The sequence below is a fragment of the Bacillus sp. CH140a_4T genome, assembly GCF_008923725.1.
In the GTDB taxonomy this organism is placed as follows: Bacteria; Bacillota; Bacilli; order Bacillales; family Bacillaceae_G; genus Bacillus_A.
The window spans coordinates 70,598-86,809 of record NZ_WBPF01000006.1; the positions used below are offsets into that span (position 1 = coordinate 70,598).

The following is a 16,212-nucleotide window of genomic DNA, read 5'->3' on the forward strand; positions in this document are numbered from 1 at the left end:
CTCCCCCTTGTGCTTTTATAAAGCTCGACTAATAACAAGTTTCTGTATCTCACTCGTTCCTTCGTATATTTGCGTGATTTTCGCATCACGGAAAAATCGTTCTACTGGATAGTCTTTCGTATAACCGTAACCACCAAATACTTGCACCGCTTCAATCGCAACTTCAACAGCCGTCTTAGAAGCGAATAATTTCGCAATAGATGCTTCTTTACCGCATGGTAATCCTTGTGCTCTTAACGATGCCGCTCTATATACGAGTAATCGGGCTGCTTCTACGCTAGTCGCCATATCTGCAAGTTTGAATCCAATTCCTTGCTGCGCCGCAATTGGCTTGCCGAATTGCTCACGCTCCTTCGCATAATCAATCGCACATGCAAGCGCCGCTTCCGCGATTCCTAATGCCTGCGCTCCGATTCCAATTCTTCCAACATCTAAATTCGCCATTGCCACCTTAAATCCTTGTCCTTCTTCACCAAGTAAATTCTCGGCCGGCACTTTCATATCTTCAAACGTAAGTTGTACCGTGCGAGAACCGAGAAGTCCCATTTTATGCTCATCTTTTCCGATAATTAAGCCTGGTGTATCTTTCTCTACTATAAATGCAGAAATCCCGCTTTTTCCTGCCTCTGGATTTGTAGAAGCGAATACAATGTATGTACTTGCTTCGCCCCCATTCGTAATAAATACTTTCGATCCATTAATAATGTAGTGATCGTCTTTCTTTACAGCTCTTGATTTCAAACTACCTGCATCTGATCCTGCATTTGGTTCTGTTAATGCAAATGCACCTAAGTATTCACCAGTCGCAAGTTTAGAAACATATTTCTGCTTCTGTTCTTCTGTTCCGAAGTATAAAATCGGATTCATTCCAACTGACGTATGTACAGCTAAAATTACACCAACCGTTGCACTTACCTTTGAAATTTCCTCAATTGCTAAAATGTAAGAAATAAAATCCATTTCTGCCCCACCATATTTTGCAGGCGCTGGAATTCCCATTAATCCAAGTTCACCCATCTTCTGCAAAATCTCTTTTGGGAACACCCCTTGTTCCATACTAGGAACAAAGGGAGCTATTTCCTTCTGTGCAAAATCTCGAACCATTTTCCTCATCATTTGCTGCTCTTCAGTAAAAAGAAAGTTCATATACTCCGCCTCCATTTGCTATATATCCTTTTAATAATTTGGTAAGACCACTATTTTGTAACAAAGGGGAATTTATTCGTAAACGTAGAAACCACGACCTGTTTTACGTCCTAACCATCCTGCATTTACATACTTACGTAGTAATGGACATGGGCGATATTTACTATCACCTAAGCCTTCATGCAACACTTCCATAATGTATAAACATGTATCTAAACCGATAAAATCAGCGAGCGTTAAAGGCCCCATCGGATGATTCATACCGAGTTTCATTACTTCATCAATCGATTCTTTCGTCGCTACACCTTCATATAACGTATAGATCGCCTCATTAATCATCGGTAATAAAATACGGTTCGATACAAACCCTGGGAAATCATTTACTTCAACTGGTACTTTCCCAATTTTCTTCGTAATATCCTCAATCGTTTCATATACCACATCATCTGTAGCCAAACCACGAATAATTTCAACAAGCTTCATAACCGGAACCGGATTCATAAAGTGCATACCGATTACTTTCTCCGGACGTTTCGTTACCGCTGCAATTTCTGTAATTGGCAGAGATGACGTATTCGTCGCTAAAATTGCGTGGTCTGGAGCAATTTCATCTAGATTCGCAAAGATTTTCTTTTTAATATCCATTTTTTCAACAGCTGCTTCAATAATAAGATCCGCTTCCTTCACACAGTCTAAATCAAGCGTTACTGTAAGACGATTTAACGTTGCTTCCTTCTCTTCTTCCTTCATGCGTCCCTTTTCTACTTGGCGTGCTAAATTTTTCGTAATAATAGCCAATCCTCTATCTAATTGTTCTTGTTTTAAATCTTGTACCTTCACATCATATCCTGCCATTGCACATACTTGCGCGATTCCTGATCCCATTTGTCCTGCACCAATTACAACTATTTTTTGTACACTCATTCTTTCTTCCCCCTTAATATAAATTGTTAATAAATCAAAAATCACCTACACGTAAATTAGCGAACTTCAATCATAATTGCGTCACCTTGACCGCCACCGCTACAAATAGAAGCAATTCCAATTCCGCCGCCGCGCTGCTTCAGTGCGTGGATAAGTGTAACGATAATACGTGCTCCACTTGCTCCAATTGGATGCCCCATTGCTACAGCTCCGCCATTTACATTCAATTTTTCTGGGTCAATTCCTGCGATTTCTGTACTTGCAATTGCTACCGCTGCAAACGCTTCATTAATCTCGAATAAATCGATATCTTCAATTGTCTTTCCTGTTTTTTCTAGCAATGCATTAATTGCATAACCTGGCGTTCTTGGGAAATCTTTAGACTCCACTGCAATTGCCGCATGTGCCAAAATTGTCGCTAATGGTTTTCTTCCTTCTTGCTTTGCTCTGTCTTCGCTCATTAATACAAGCGCAGCACCGCCATCATTTAGTCCAGGAGCATTACCAGCTGTCACTGCCGATGTCTTATCAAATACAGGTTTTAATTTCGCTAATTTTTCAATCGTTGTATCCGCGCGTGGCGCCTCATCCTTTGCAACGACAATAGGATCACCTTTTCTTTGCGGAATCGTTACTGCCACGATTTCCTCTTCAAAACGTCCTTCTTTATGCGCTGAAACTGCACGTTGATGGCTACGATATGCCCATTCATCTTGCGCTTCGCGAGAGATTCCATCTTCCTTCGCAACTTCTCCGCCATAAACACCCATGTGTATACCTGAAAATGCACATGTTAAACCGTCAGCAACGTTTAAATCAATCACTTCGTTGTTGCCCATTCTGTATCCCCATCTTGCTCCACGTAAAATGTAAGGACTGTTACTCATCGACTCCATACCGCCAGCTACAATAAGTGATTGATCGCCAGTACGAATAATTTGATCCGCTAACGTAACCGCACGAAGCCCTGATGCACAAACTTTATTCACTGTTTCCGTCTGTACTTCCCAAGGGATTCCAGCAGCCCTCGCAGCTTGGCGTGATGGAATTTGTCCCTGTCCACCTTGAATAACTGTTCCGAATATAACTTCTTCAACATCATTAGCAGAAACGTTTGCTCTTTCAAGCGCTGCTTTAATTGCAATTCCCCCAAGTTCTGTTGCTTTCACGTCTTTTAAAGATCCTCCAAATTTCCCAACCGGTGTTCTTGCAGCACTTAAAATAACTGTTTTACTCATATTTATTTCCCCCATCTCTTTTTTTAGCACCGAGCGCTCGCTCGGTATTGTTACGTTGAGAAGAGGTGCAATGATTGCACCTCTCTCTAAAGTTGTATTCATGCTTGCAGATTACATTGCTTCTTTCTTCTGTCCGATAACAGAGCGTTCTAAAATCTCTGTTACATCAAGAGTTTGAACCTTCTCTTCTACTTCTTTTGCTTTCGTCCCATCACTAATCATCGTTAAGCAATATGGACAACCTGTACCAATAATGGATGGTTGCACAGCTAGCGCTTGTTCTGTACGAGCAACATTAATACGTGAACCTGCTGTCTCTTCCATCCACATTAGGCCACCACCTGCGCCACAGCACATTCCCGTTTCACGGTTACGTGCCATTTCTACAAGATTCACACCAGGAATTGCTTTCAAAATGTCGCGCGGCGCTTCGTATACTTCGTTGTATCTTCCTAAGTAACAGGAATCATGGTACGTAACTGTTTCCTCAATAGCGTGAACAGGTTTTAAGCGTCCTTCTTTCACCCACTGAGCTAACAATTCTGTATGATGATAGACTTCTGCTTGCAAGCCAAAGTCTGGATACTCATTTTTAAATGTGTTATAAGCGTGAGGATCAATCGTAACGATTTTCTTCACTCCTGCTTTTTCAAATTCCTCGATATTCTTTGTCGCCATCTCTTGGAAGACAAATTCATTTCCAAGACGGCGCGGTGTATCTCCAGAATTCTTTTCTTTATTACCAAGTATCGCGAATGAGATGCCTGCTTCGTTCATTAACTTCGCAAACGATATCGCAATCTTCTGACTACGATTATCATATGATCCCATTGAACCAACCCAGAATAAATATTCGAACTCCTCGCCAGCTTTCGATTTTTCTTTTACAGTTGGAACCGTTACTTCATCATCACCTTGGCGCCAAGTTTCACGCTCTTTACGGTTCAGTCCCCACGGATTCCCTTGACGTTCGATGTTTGTCATCGCACGCTGCGCTTCCGCGTCCATCTTTCCTTCTGTTAAAACGAGATAGCGGCGTAAATCAATAATTTTGTCAACATGCTCATTCATAACCGGACACTGGTCTTCACAGTTACGGCACGTTGTACAAGCCCAAATCTCTTCCTCTGTAATAACATCTCCGATTAAACTCGGATCGTAAGCTAGCGTTGTAGCCGCTGATTCTTGTTGCCCTTTCCCAACTGCCATCATCGCTAACTGATTTCCTTGTGTATTATTAAAAGCAACTACGGGAACCCACGGTGCTTTTGATGTCACTGCTGCTCCTTTATCAGTTAAATGATCGCGAAGTTTTAAAATTAAATCCATCGGCGATAACATTTTCCCTGTTCCTGTTGCCGGGCACATATTTGTACAGCGACCACACTCTACGCAAGCGTATAAATCAATAAGCTGATTTTGTCTAAAGTCTTCAATTTTACCAACACCAAATGTTTCTTGCGTTTCATCTTCAAAGTCAATCTTTTCAAGTTTCCCTGGATTTGAAAGACGACCGAAGAAAACGTTAACTGGTCCCGCAATTAAATGCGCATGTTTTGATTGTGGAACATACACTAAAAACGTTAACAAAATTAGTAGATGTACCCACCAAGAGAAATAGAACACAGAAATGGCTACGGTTTCATTTATTCCCGAGAAAACGTAAGCGATTGCAGAAGCGATTGGTTCACTCCATGAAAGCTCTTCGCCGTGCCATATAATTCCCATCCCATTACCGAGTAGCACAGAAATCATTAAGCCACCAATAAAGATAAGAACAAGGCCTGATTTGAAATTACGTTTTAAACGAACTAGCTTCTCAACATAACGTCTATGAAAAGCCCAAAAGACTGCAATTAAAATAACAAGTGTGACAATTTCCTGGAAGAATGTAAATGCAGGGTATAGTGGTCCAAGTGGAAGATGTGATCCTGGTGCGAGTCCTTTCCAAACGAAGTCAATTGCTCCAAATTGGACAAGAATAAATCCGTAAAAGAACATAACGTGAATAATGCCGCTCTTTTTATCTTTCAGCAGCTTTTTCTGACCGAAAACATTGACCTTAAGGAGGTCCCAACGCTCTTTAAAACGACGGTCAAATTCAATCTTTTTTCCTAACTGTATGTAGGCCATTCTCGTTCGTATAAGATACACAAACAAATATCCCGCATAAGCAATAACAGCAATGGCAGCCAGCCAATTAATGATCAGTAAGCTATTCATTTTTATGCTACCCCTCTCTTTGTAAGCCCTCTTTCTTTTTTAGAATCTTCAAAAACATATAATTTTCTGAATTTTATCCCCTATCTTCATTATATAATGAGTGAGCATTCAGTCAACAGTTTTTTGTTATACAACAACATATTTTTTAATAAAGGTGTTTATTTCGGTAAAACTATAAAGTGAAAGTTTAATTTATAAAAAACTGTTGGTGAAAAGACCGTGAAGGAGGGAATTTACTCATGTTCTTCTTATCTCTCTTGTTAATAGGCAGCGCTCTCTGGATTGTAATCGATCTTTCTTATGGGAGAATTGTTCATTTAAAACGTGTGCGCTCTCGTTCTTTCCCTTTACGTCAAAGTAATTTTCACCTTTATACATACGGAAAAGATTTGTATGACGCCCTATTTACTGATATAAAACAGGCGAAACATCATGTGCACGTTTTGTTCTTCATTGTAAAAAACGATAAAATCAGTCGTGAATTTTTAAAGTTACTTATAGATAGGGCAAAGGAAGGAATTGAAGTAAGACTTTTACTCGATCAATTAGGAAGCCACCATTTGTCAAACGAGGCAATTCGCTCCCTACAAAAACATGGTGTCTCTTTTTCATTTTGTCATAAAGTAAAGTTTCCTTTCCCTTTCTTTTCTGCAAATCAAAGAAATCATAGAAAAATTACAGTTATTGACGGGAAAATTGGTTATATTGGTGGATTTAATATTGGAGAAGAATATTTAGGGCATAATCAAAAATTAGGACTATGGCGCGATTATCATTTACGTCTTACAGGGGAAGGGGTGCAAGATTTACAAAAGCAATTTTTACATGATTGGCTCGACGATACGTACCAAAATTTATTAGATTCATCTCTTTATTTTCCTACGCAACAACCAGGAATCATTCTACATCGTTTTATTCCTACTGATGGTGCCTATTTGCAAAATACATTTTTATATTTAATCGAAAGCGCGGAAAAAGAACTCTTTATCGGTACACCGTATTTCATTCCTGGGAAAAAAATTATGAACGCATTATTAGAAGCACGAAAACGTGGTGTTCAAATCACGATTCTCGTTCCAGAAAAAGCGGATCACGCCCTGGTTCGCGAAGCGAAATTCCCATATTGCCGAAAGTTAATACAAGCCGGGTGTAATATTTACGCATTTCAACAAGGGTTTTTTCACGCTAAAGTTATTATAGCGGACGATGACATTTGTGATATCGGAACTGCAAACTTTGATATGAGAAGTTTATATATTAACCATGAAATCAACTGCCTTTTATATGATAAACATTTTATACAAACAGTTAAAAACAAATTCCATGAAGATCTAGAAAACGCGTCATTACTTTCCTTTAAAGATGTTAGCCCGATTTCTCTTATTGATAGAGGAAAAGAATGGATAGGAACGATACTCGCTTTTTTCCTATAGGAAAGATAATGACTAAAGGAGATGTATTCATTATGATTATGCGGTTCGGATATGTCTCACATGCAATGGCACTCTGGGACTGTTCTCCTGCCAAAACGATGACATTTACAAGCTTTCAAAAGCTTAATAAACAAGAACGAGAAGAGAAATTGTACGATGTTACAAGGCAAAATCTTGAGCATACAATACGTATTCTTCATTACAATATAGCACATGAAATTCCGTTATATCGCTTGTCTTCTTCCATCGTCCCACTTGCAACGCACCCGGAAGTCGAATTTGATTATATCGGGGTATTTACACCGCTTTGGCGTAAAATTGGGGCATTAATTAAAGAACACAATTTAAGAGTAAGTTTTCATCCAAATCAATTTACGCTATTTACAAGCGACAAACCGCACATTACAACTAACGCTATTACAGATATGACCTATCATTATAAAGTATTAGATGCAATAGGAATTGCAGATTCTTCTTATATTAACATCCATGTAGGTGGTGCCTATGGAAATAAAGAAAAAGCGGTTGGACGTTTCCATGAAAATATAAAAAGAATTCCTATACATATAAAAAAGCAAATGACACTTGAAAATGATGATAAAACATATACAACAGCTGAAACTTTATCTATTTGTCAAAAAGAAAAAATCCCATTCGTATTTGATTATCATCATCACATAGCAAACCTTTGCGAAGAACCGCTAGAAGCGTTACTTCCTGCAATTTTTGAAACTTGGTCACATACAAATATCCCTCCTAAAGTTCACATTTCTTCTCCTAAATCAGAAAAAGAATTTAGGGCTCACGCTGAATATATTGATTTGGAGTTTATTAAGCCTTTCTTACACATTGCCAAAAGAATCAATCAGAATTTTGATATTATGATTGAAAGTAAACAGAAAGATTTAGCAATGCTGCAATTCATACACGAATTATCCTCTATAAGAGGAATCAAAAGAATAAATAGCGCAACATTACAATGGTAAATTGTAATGTTGCGCTATTTTTTTCAAAAAAAGTAATTTTCATAGTAAAAAACACCCTATTTTATATGCTATGATTGGAATTAGCATTTTCCACCTGCGATTCAACTTTATTGAAACGGAGTCATAATATGATTAATCAAAAAAAGCATGTACAATTTATCATAATGTATATAAGTATATTTTCTCTTTGGATATTCCTTATCCCTAGAGAATTGAATATAAAAGAAATTGGAATTATTTTCTTATTTTGTTTTGCTACAATCTTTTCTTGCTATTGCCTATATAAAGCTATTAAGAAGATGAAGCGCGGCGACAAACTATTTTGGGTTTTAGTACTATGCACTTGCATTTGCGGACTAACTATGGAGATAACTTTATTTCTTCATTCACTTTCTATATATGACCAAGTTATATTCTCATATAAGGCATTGCCCTTTTTCATCGTACAATATATTTTGCTCTTCTCTGGCTTTGCTATAAAGTTCATAAAACATTACTCTATTAGAGGCCTTGCTCAATTTTCATTTGATAGCATCTTTATTGTTATTATGAATATTTATTTTACCTTAACTTTTATTTTGAATCTTTCAAGCTTTCGTATGTTAACAACAGATATCTGGATTTTAATTGGATATTTTATTGCACAATCATTAGTAATTTACGCTGTTATTAGCCTGTATAGAAGAGAAGAGTATTCTTCTAGCAGAATTTCATTAATTATCGGCTTTACTATCATACTTGTGTACGGATATATACATCTGTTCCAATTAAACATGGGGATGGAAACTTCTTCTGAAGTCTCTTACTTAATACATACTGCTTCAATTTTATTAATTGGTTTGTCGTCCATACTATACATTTTAGATAAACCAATACAGCATGAAACAAAAACAAAGTATTATCGATTTGATTATGTACGCTTTATATTACCTTATTTTAGTATAATCATTACTTTTTCTTTTATTATCTTTCAACCTTGGGATGACAAGTTCATGTTAATCGGTCTCGTATTATCACTCATCTTATTATTCTTACGACAACTTTATATGTGGAAAGATAATCAAGCACTAATCGATACTTATGAACAGTTGACTACACAACTAGAGGGCGAAGTAGAAGAAGGTGCATCTGCTTTATCAAAAAGTGAACAACGCTATAAATCTTTATTCGAAGATCATCCTGATGCCGTTTTCTCTTTAAATATGGCGGGTATTTTCCAACAATCCAATACAGCTTGTGAAAGCTTATTTACTGCCTACTATTGTGAAGTAGAAAGCTATTCTCTTTTACACTTTATTGACCCAAAAGACCATGATCTATTAAAGAAAGCTTTACAAATAACAAAAGAAGGTAGACCACAAACTTTAGAAGTTCGCACAAAAGAAAAAGAAAGCTATTACTATTACCTTCATATTACACTCATCCCTACTTTCATAAACAAGGAAGTTGTTGGGATGTTCGGCATAGCACGTGATATTACAACTTTATATGAAAAACAAAAACAAGTAGAACATTTAGCCTTTCATGATGCACTTACTGGTTTGCCAAATCGCCGAAAGTTTGAAAAAGATTTAAAAACTATTTTAAATACAGCTCAAACTAACGCAAATGATGTTGCCGTCATGTTCCTTGATTTAGATCGATTCAAAAAAATTAACGATAGACTTGGGCATGACGTCGGAGACTTATTATTAGTTGAAGTAGCAAAGAGATTACGGAGTTGTTTGCGTTCAAAGGATGTCGTTGCTCGCCAAGGCGGAGATGAGTTTACAATTCTATTACCAGATATGTACTCAGAAAAAAGTGCAACCTTTATAGCTGAACAGATTTTAACCATTCTGAACAAACCATTCTTCATTAAAGATGAAGAACTCTCTATTACACCAAGTATCGGAATTGCAATGTATCCTGATTATGGAACTGATGTAACCGAATTAATGAAAAATGCCGATATGGCTATGTATCGCGCGAAAGCAAATGGAAAAAACAGATTTGTTTTCTTCTCAAAAGAAATGAGTATTGCTCAAAATGAGAGTAACTTCCTAGAAGGCGAACTTGCAAAAGCATTACAACAAAATGAATTTTTCCTTGAATATCAGCCACAAGTAAATACAACAACAAAACAAATTATCGGTTTTGAAGCATTAATTCGCTGGAAGCATCCAAAACTCGGCATCGTATCTCCTGCCCAATTCATTCCTCTAGCGGAGGAGACTGGATTTATTATTGAACTTGGAAATTGGATTTTACATACTGCTTGCTTAGAAGCAAAAAGGTGGCATAATCAAGGTTTTTCTCACTTAAAAGTTGGTGTGAATTTATCTGTTGTTCAATTTAACCATACACATTTAATCCATACTATTTCAAAAGTGTTAGAAGAAACAGAACTAAAGCCAGAAGCACTAGATATCGAAATTACAGAAAGTATCGCCATTAATCAAAATCAATCCGTCGTTGCAAAACTAGAACAACTTCAAAATCTCGGTATTCAAATTTCAATTGATGACTTCGGAACTGGTTATAGTTCTTTAGCTTATTTAACACAATATCCAATTAACACATTAAAAATTGCTCGAGAGTTCATTTGCGGTATTACAAATAGTCCTTTAGAAGAAGCAATTATTTCTTCCATTATCACACTATCAAAAGAACTAAATTTAGAAGTTATTGCAGAAGGTGTAGAAACGGAAGAACAATGGAAGTTTTTATATGAACAAAACTGTGACCACATTCAAGGATTCTTTATTAGCAAGCCTGTTTCTAGTAAAGACGTTTGGAGGTTACTCCACAAAAAAACAACCGTCTAAGTAAGACGGTTGTTTTTTTAATGTTCAAATGGTAAATCTGAAGCTAATTGTACCTCTTGATCATTATGAGAAATTACTTGACTTTTCTCTAAAGCTGTATCTGTTAATGAAATACCCCATGCCATTGCTAACGTTAATAGACTACCAATAAGTAATTTTTTCATATTCCATCACCCACATCGTTTTCTTTTAATATATCATGAAAATTTATCCACAACTTATGCAATTATGCATACCCATTTTTTGGATATCTCATTACTTTTTGTTGATGTAACCTACGAAATATACCACTATACATATTCCAAATCATTTTAATTTAAATACTTCTTTTTTTTTAATAACGTCTCTTTGTAAGAATGTAAATCTAATAAATCAAAGAAGAAAGACGCTTTTTTATACACTTCTTTAATATCATCTGATGAATACTCTAATTTCTCAAGGCACTCGCCCTTTTGATAATACAATTGACCGATTAATTCCATACTTCCCATATACCGAGAAGCTTCAATCGCTTCATTTACTTGATACAATGCCTCTTCAAACTGATCACTCAAATATAAAGCTTTTGCATAATTGTATCGAACTTTAACTGTGAATGCCTCATTATTATGTAGCGATTCTAACTGTTCTAAAATAGCTCGAAATGAATGTATTGCCCTATCTAATTGATTATTTTCTGCACAAATACTTGCAATAGAATTTTCAATATATAAATTTTGAAATACATCTATTCCTCCGTATGATTGATGTACAATTTTTTTCAACTCTAAAATGCAATATTCAAAATTAATTTTCTGTAAAACATATGCAGATAAGTAATAGTACCAAAGAAGAAACTGATTAAATTCTGGATGAAACTTTTCTTTTTTTAACTCATTTGAAACAATGCTATAAATTTCAGCATATTGTTTCTTCTTACTCAACATTTGAATTTTATCTTTAAATAACTTTTTTCTTTCAATATCAGAATAAATAAGTACCTCATAAAAGTGAATAATAGGAACTTGTAATTTCGCTGCGATACCTTGCAATATGTCCATACTTGGGTATACCGCGCCCGATTCAATTCGGCTTACTTCCGATTGATGACATATGTTCTCGGATAACTGTTTTTGTGTTAATCCCCTCATTACCCTAATTTTCTTAATTTCACTTCCTAATTTTTCTGCGTGCATACTTACCCACCATCCCATTATAACAATCTAATTTGTTAAGTTGTCATACCACTACAATAATGTGAATTCGACAATTTTTGATATGAAATAATGCATAATATATATAAAATTCGGCAAATTTTTCATACAATCCATCTCACATACAATAATAGATTAGTAGTTTTATAGATAAAGTGAAACTTTAATCAGTAGGGGTTTTCTTCATCCCCACTGATTATCAGCCCTCACCAATCGGACTTTTATGGGCAGCCCGACCCCCACCTAACTTCTTTGCTTTCGCTGAATTTTGAGGTGGGGGTCTTACTGCCCATTAAAGCGGGATAAATTATAGAAAATTCGCCCGTGCTTTCATTGCATTCGGTCTCCTTTATCCTTTATCAACAGAAGTTATTCACAACCAATAACTAGATAGAAATGAAATAAAAGTTGAAATTTCTCAGCCTAGTTTAACGATTTGAAAATTAACACAACCTCAAAATGATACAAATAAATATGGTAAAAAAGTATTTAAAGGATGATATAAAAGAGGCGAAAGCTCAACAAGAGTGAGTGACAACGGAAATGAATATAGATTCCCAACCTACAAATAAAGAAACAAAAGAAAATCAAACCGAAGTTCACCTTGCACAAACTTACAAAAACTATAAAGTATATAATCAAGATTTCATTGTAAAAGTAGATAAAAATGGAGTAATTACAACTGTTAGTGGAAAATTCGTCCAAAATACAGACCGACAACCTAATCTAACTATAACAAATTTTTTGTCGAAAAATGAAGTAAAATCTAAATTACACGATATACTTCAAATTCCGAGCGATTCAACTGAGATGGAATTCTCTATTGAAATGATTGTTCATAAGAAAAAAGAAGTTCACCAATTATAAGTAAACTTCTTTTCATATCCATCCCTTTTCTTCCGCAATTGTAATTGCCTCAATTCTATTTTTCGCATCAAGTTTCGTTAATACTTCAGAAATATAATTACGTACTGTACCAGGTGAAAGATAAAGTGCCTTCGCAATTTCATTTGCCGTCTTTCCTTCTTTCGCAAGTAACAATACTTCTTTTTCACGATCTGATAGTGGATTTTGCTCCTGCCATAAACCGAACATTAAATCTTGAGAGATTTCTCGCTTTCCTTTCACCACATTACGAATCGATGCAGCTAAATCTTCGCTTGGGCTATCTTTTAATAAATATCCGTGCACGCCAGCTTTCATTGCTCTCTCAAAATATCCAGGGCGCGCAAATGTTGTTAAAATCATTACCTTACATGCTGATTTTTCTTTCTTTAACGTTTCCGCAACATCTAATCCGCTTTGAATTGGCATTTCAATATCCATAATACTTACATCAGGTTGTAGCGATTCAATTAGTTTTAGCGCCTCTTCCCCGTTCGCAGCTTGCCCAATTACTTCAATATCATCTTCTAGATCAAGTAGGGCCCCTAATGCACCACGAAGCATCCGCTGATCTTCTGCAATAATAATTCGAATCATGCCCTCACCTCATCTTTTCCTGTTCGAATAACAACTGGTACTTTTACTATTAATAGTGTCCCTGGATTGATCGTACCCAGTTCAACAAACCCATCAATAAGAGCGATGCGCTCCTTCATACCACGAATGCCATTTCCATCTTGGTTTTGATTTGCTAAACCGATTCCGTTATCTTCTACTTTCAAAATCAGCTCGCCTTGCGATTCTAATACAGAAACTGTACACTTTGTCGCCTTACTATGTTTTACAACATTCGTAACAGCCTCGCGTAAACACATCCCAACAATGTTTTGCTCAATTGGTGATAACGAACTCGAACTTGCTTCCTGCTTCACTTCTAATTCGATATTGGCAGCTTGTAGGATCGCTTTTATTTGCTCGATCTCTTCTTCTACTGTAATCATACGCATATCAGAAATTAATTCCCTTAGCTGCTTTAATGCCGTGCGAGATGTTTGCGTAATTTCCTTTGCTTCCGCACTTGCGCGCTCCGGATTTTTAACAATTAACTTCTCCACGAGCTGACTTTTTAACGTAATAAGAGATAGTGTATGCCCCAACGTATCATGAAGATCTCTTGCAATTCGCTGCCGCTCTTCACGTTTTACTAAGTCTTTAATTTGCTCGTTTGCTTCGTTTAATTGATTCTTTAACACCTTTTTTTGATTAAAATTACGCATTCCGAATGGTGTAAGGATCATTAAAATAAACATTGGAACGATATTTACTAAACTTGTAGTTGTTAGTTGATTCACATTTACAAATACAAACGCTCCAAGCATTACAACTAACAAACATAGTAGTACCCGAAATACTTTCGTACTTGGTGCAAATCCCATCGCACTTGCCGTGAAAAATCCAAAGAATATCATGAAAGGATTGTAAAATAAAGCAAATAAAAAAATGAGTACCATTTGAATACATGCCCAAAAAACAAACGTCCTCTGCACAAAATAAAGCTGACGGTATGTGATGATGAAAACTATCAACATACCGCTTCCGATTACAAGCTTCCACCCTGACGCCTGCGATAAATGGTAAATTGGAAATAATAAATATACGAGAAACATATACGGGAAGAAACCCATATGTTTCGGAAAAATCTCAATCCTCTTCTTCTCTATCATTTATACCGCTTCCTGTCTTTTTCTTATATATATTGATATTACAACAAATATAAGGAAATAACCTCCTAATACCGCGATATTTTCCCAACCAACTGATTTTCCAGCTACAATATCCCATGCACCGCTTCCGAAGTGGTACGTTGGTGTCCATTCACCGATAGATCTTAATATTTTCGGGAATACTTCAATTGGCATCCATAGACCACCAATTACAGCTAGACTCATATTTAAAATATTTGCTAAACCTGCTGCTGCATCCGCCTTCTTAATAGAACCTATTACTGTTCCTAATGCTAAAAATGGTGTTACACCTAACAACAACCATAATCCAGCACCAATCCATTGTCCTACTGTTAACTCAACATGATTAATTAATATCCCTGCGATAAAGATAACTAAGATTGAAAAAGCATTCACTACTGTTTGAGCGATGATTTTGGCTGTTATATATGCCCCCTCTGGCAGCGGTGTAATTTTCAACAAATGTGTCCACCCGTGCCCCTTTTCCTGAGAAATCCTTACACCAAAACTAAAAAGTGCCGTCCCTACAATACTGAACGTCGCCATTGAGATTAAATAATGTGCTTTCCACGCATCTCCGTTTTGTGGCACTTGAATAACATTTGTGAAAATATAGTAAAACATAACCGGCATTAGTAATGAGAAAAAGATAAACAATTTATTACGAAACGTACGTAAAATTTCTATTTTGCATTGCATCCATAAAGCTCTCATGCGATTCCCTCCTCCTGATTTGCGACAAACTGTTCAAATGCTTCATCAAGACTTCCACGTTCCACTGAAATATCTGTTACAGGTAAATTCTTTTGATAAATTGATTTTAAAGTTGCATCTGTATCTTCAGTTGTTAAAGTGAAGTGCCCTTCGTTTGATTGTACTTCTGTTACTTTTGGTAACTCTTTTAGTAATTTTGCAGGAATATTTTCCTTCGAATAAAACTTGATTGTTTTTCGAGAAATCGTCGCCTTCATCTCATCTGGTGTACCATCTGCGATAATCTTTCCATTTGCAAATAATAAAATACGATTCGCCAAGGCATCTGCTTCTTCTAAATAGTGCGTCGTTAAAATAATTGTTTTCCCTTCACTTGCTAACTTTCGAATTGTTTCCCAAAACATTCTTCGAGACGTAATATCCATTCCAACTGTCGGCTCATCTAAAAATAGCAAATCTGGATTTCCTGCAAGTGCGAGTGCAAAATTTAACCTTCTTTTTTGACCACCTGATAATTTCTCACATCTTTGCTTTCGCTCTGATTCTAAATTTGATAACTGTAGTAACGTTTCTTTCGCTACCGGATTCGTATAATAACTACGGAATAACTCAATCGCCTCTTCTACTGTAATGCTATCAATGACACTTACTTCTTGTAACATCGCACCGAAACTATTACGAACGTCCCTATGCTTTGGACTCTTTCCAAATATAGAAACATTTCCTTCCGTCGGATCCTTTAATCCAAGCATCATCGACATCGTCGTCGTTTTCCCTGCACCATTTGGTCCAAGTAGTGCTACGATTTCTCCCTTATTTACATGAAATGAAACGTTATTTACTGCACTTTTATGTTTAAATGTTTTAGAAACACCATTTACTTCAATAATCTTTTCCATCTCTCCACCCCCGCTGTTT

Annotated in this window: 14 protein-coding genes; 4 read left to right on the forward strand and 10 right to left on the reverse strand. The window is 36.4% G+C overall.

Annotated features, from left to right (window positions below; all coding sequences use genetic code 11):
- Window positions 1–15 precede the first annotated feature (15 nt).
- The 4 genes from F8162_RS06835 to F8162_RS06850 all read right to left on the reverse strand — a co-directional run bounded on the left by F8162_RS06835 (window position 16) and on the right by F8162_RS06850 (window position 5,531).
- Window positions 16–1,146 carry an acyl-CoA dehydrogenase gene (locus F8162_RS06835; protein ID WP_151630172.1) on the reverse strand — a complete coding sequence of 377 codons (1,131 nt, stop codon included), beginning with the start codon at window positions 1,144–1,146 and terminating at the stop codon, window positions 16–18.
- A gap of 72 nt (window positions 1,147–1,218) precedes the next feature.
- Window positions 1,219–2,070 carry a 3-hydroxybutyryl-CoA dehydrogenase gene (locus F8162_RS06840; protein WP_151630171.1) on the reverse strand — a complete coding sequence of 284 codons (852 nt, stop codon included), beginning with the start codon at window positions 2,068–2,070 and terminating at the stop codon, window positions 1,219–1,221.
- A 56-nt stretch (window positions 2,071–2,126) separates the two neighbouring features.
- Complete coding sequence (locus tag F8162_RS06845) at window positions 2,127–3,410, reverse strand: acetyl-CoA C-acetyltransferase (RefSeq protein ID WP_151630170.1); 1,284 nt, start codon at window positions 3,408–3,410, stop codon at window positions 2,127–2,129.
- A gap of 9 nt (window positions 3,411–3,419) precedes the next feature.
- Window positions 3,420–5,531 carry a heterodisulfide reductase-related iron-sulfur binding cluster gene (locus F8162_RS06850; protein WP_151630169.1) on the reverse strand — a complete coding sequence of 704 codons (2,112 nt, stop codon included), beginning with the start codon at window positions 5,529–5,531 and terminating at the stop codon, window positions 3,420–3,422.
- A 239-nt stretch (window positions 5,532–5,770) separates the two neighbouring features.
- Here F8162_RS06850 and cls point away from each other — a divergent pair, with 239 nt between their 5' ends.
- The 3 genes from cls to F8162_RS06865 all read left to right on the forward strand — a co-directional run bounded on the left by cls (window position 5,771) and on the right by F8162_RS06865 (window position 10,757).
- Window positions 5,771–6,964, forward strand: a complete 1,194-nt coding sequence (gene cls / locus F8162_RS06855; protein ID WP_151630168.1) for a cardiolipin synthase — start codon at window positions 5,771–5,773, stop codon at window positions 6,962–6,964.
- 32 nt (window positions 6,965–6,996) lie between these two features.
- Complete coding sequence (gene uvsE / locus F8162_RS06860; RefSeq protein ID WP_151630167.1) at window positions 6,997–7,950, forward strand: UV DNA damage repair endonuclease UvsE; 954 nt, start codon at window positions 6,997–6,999, stop codon at window positions 7,948–7,950.
- A 128-nt stretch (window positions 7,951–8,078) separates the two neighbouring features.
- Window positions 8,079–10,757 (forward strand): DUF4084 domain-containing protein, encoded by a 2,679-nt coding sequence (locus F8162_RS06865; RefSeq protein ID WP_151630166.1) that lies wholly within the window; start codon window positions 8,079–8,081, stop codon window positions 10,755–10,757.
- 17 nt (window positions 10,758–10,774) lie between these two features.
- On the opposite strand, the gene papR is transcribed toward F8162_RS06865, so the two are convergent.
- Both papR and F8162_RS06875 read right to left on the reverse strand, forming a co-directional pair.
- The gene (papR, locus tag F8162_RS06870) at window positions 10,775–10,921 is read right to left on the reverse strand and encodes a quorum-sensing peptide PapR (RefSeq protein ID WP_000734740.1); all 147 of its coding nucleotides are present in this window, start codon (window positions 10,919–10,921) and stop codon (window positions 10,775–10,777) included.
- A 147-nt stretch (window positions 10,922–11,068) separates the two neighbouring features.
- Window positions 11,069–11,932 (reverse strand): helix-turn-helix domain-containing protein, encoded by an 864-nt coding sequence (locus tag F8162_RS06875; protein ID WP_151630165.1) that lies wholly within the window; start codon window positions 11,930–11,932, stop codon window positions 11,069–11,071.
- Between the two features lie 549 nt (window positions 11,933–12,481).
- Between F8162_RS06875 and F8162_RS06880 the strand changes: the two genes are divergently transcribed.
- Window positions 12,482–12,817 carry a bacillolysin gene (locus tag F8162_RS06880; RefSeq protein ID WP_151630164.1) on the forward strand — a complete coding sequence of 112 codons (336 nt, stop codon included), beginning with the start codon at window positions 12,482–12,484 and terminating at the stop codon, window positions 12,815–12,817.
- A 12-nt stretch (window positions 12,818–12,829) separates the two neighbouring features.
- Here F8162_RS06880 and F8162_RS06885 read toward each other — a convergent pair whose 3' ends face one another.
- Genes F8162_RS06885 through F8162_RS06900 form a run of 4 tightly spaced genes read right to left on the reverse strand, consistent with a single transcriptional unit; the run spans window position 12,830 to window position 16,193 of the window.
- Window positions 12,830–13,432 (reverse strand): response regulator transcription factor, encoded by a 603-nt coding sequence (locus F8162_RS06885; protein WP_151630163.1) that lies wholly within the window; start codon window positions 13,430–13,432, stop codon window positions 12,830–12,832.
- Window positions 13,429–14,559, reverse strand: a complete 1,131-nt coding sequence (locus F8162_RS06890) for a sensor histidine kinase (protein WP_151630162.1) — start codon at window positions 14,557–14,559, stop codon at window positions 13,429–13,431. The genes F8162_RS06885 and F8162_RS06890 overlap by 4 nt, the downstream gene beginning before the upstream one ends.
- Window positions 14,560–15,294, reverse strand: coding sequence for an ABC transporter permease (locus F8162_RS06895; protein WP_151630161.1), 735 nt, complete (start codon window positions 15,292–15,294; stop codon window positions 14,560–14,562).
- Window positions 15,291–16,193 carry an ABC transporter ATP-binding protein gene (locus tag F8162_RS06900; RefSeq protein WP_151630160.1) on the reverse strand — a complete coding sequence of 301 codons (903 nt, stop codon included), beginning with the start codon at window positions 16,191–16,193 and terminating at the stop codon, window positions 15,291–15,293. Before F8162_RS06900 ends, F8162_RS06895 begins: the two co-directional genes overlap by 4 nt.
- Between the last annotated feature and the right edge of the window lie 19 nt (window positions 16,194–16,212).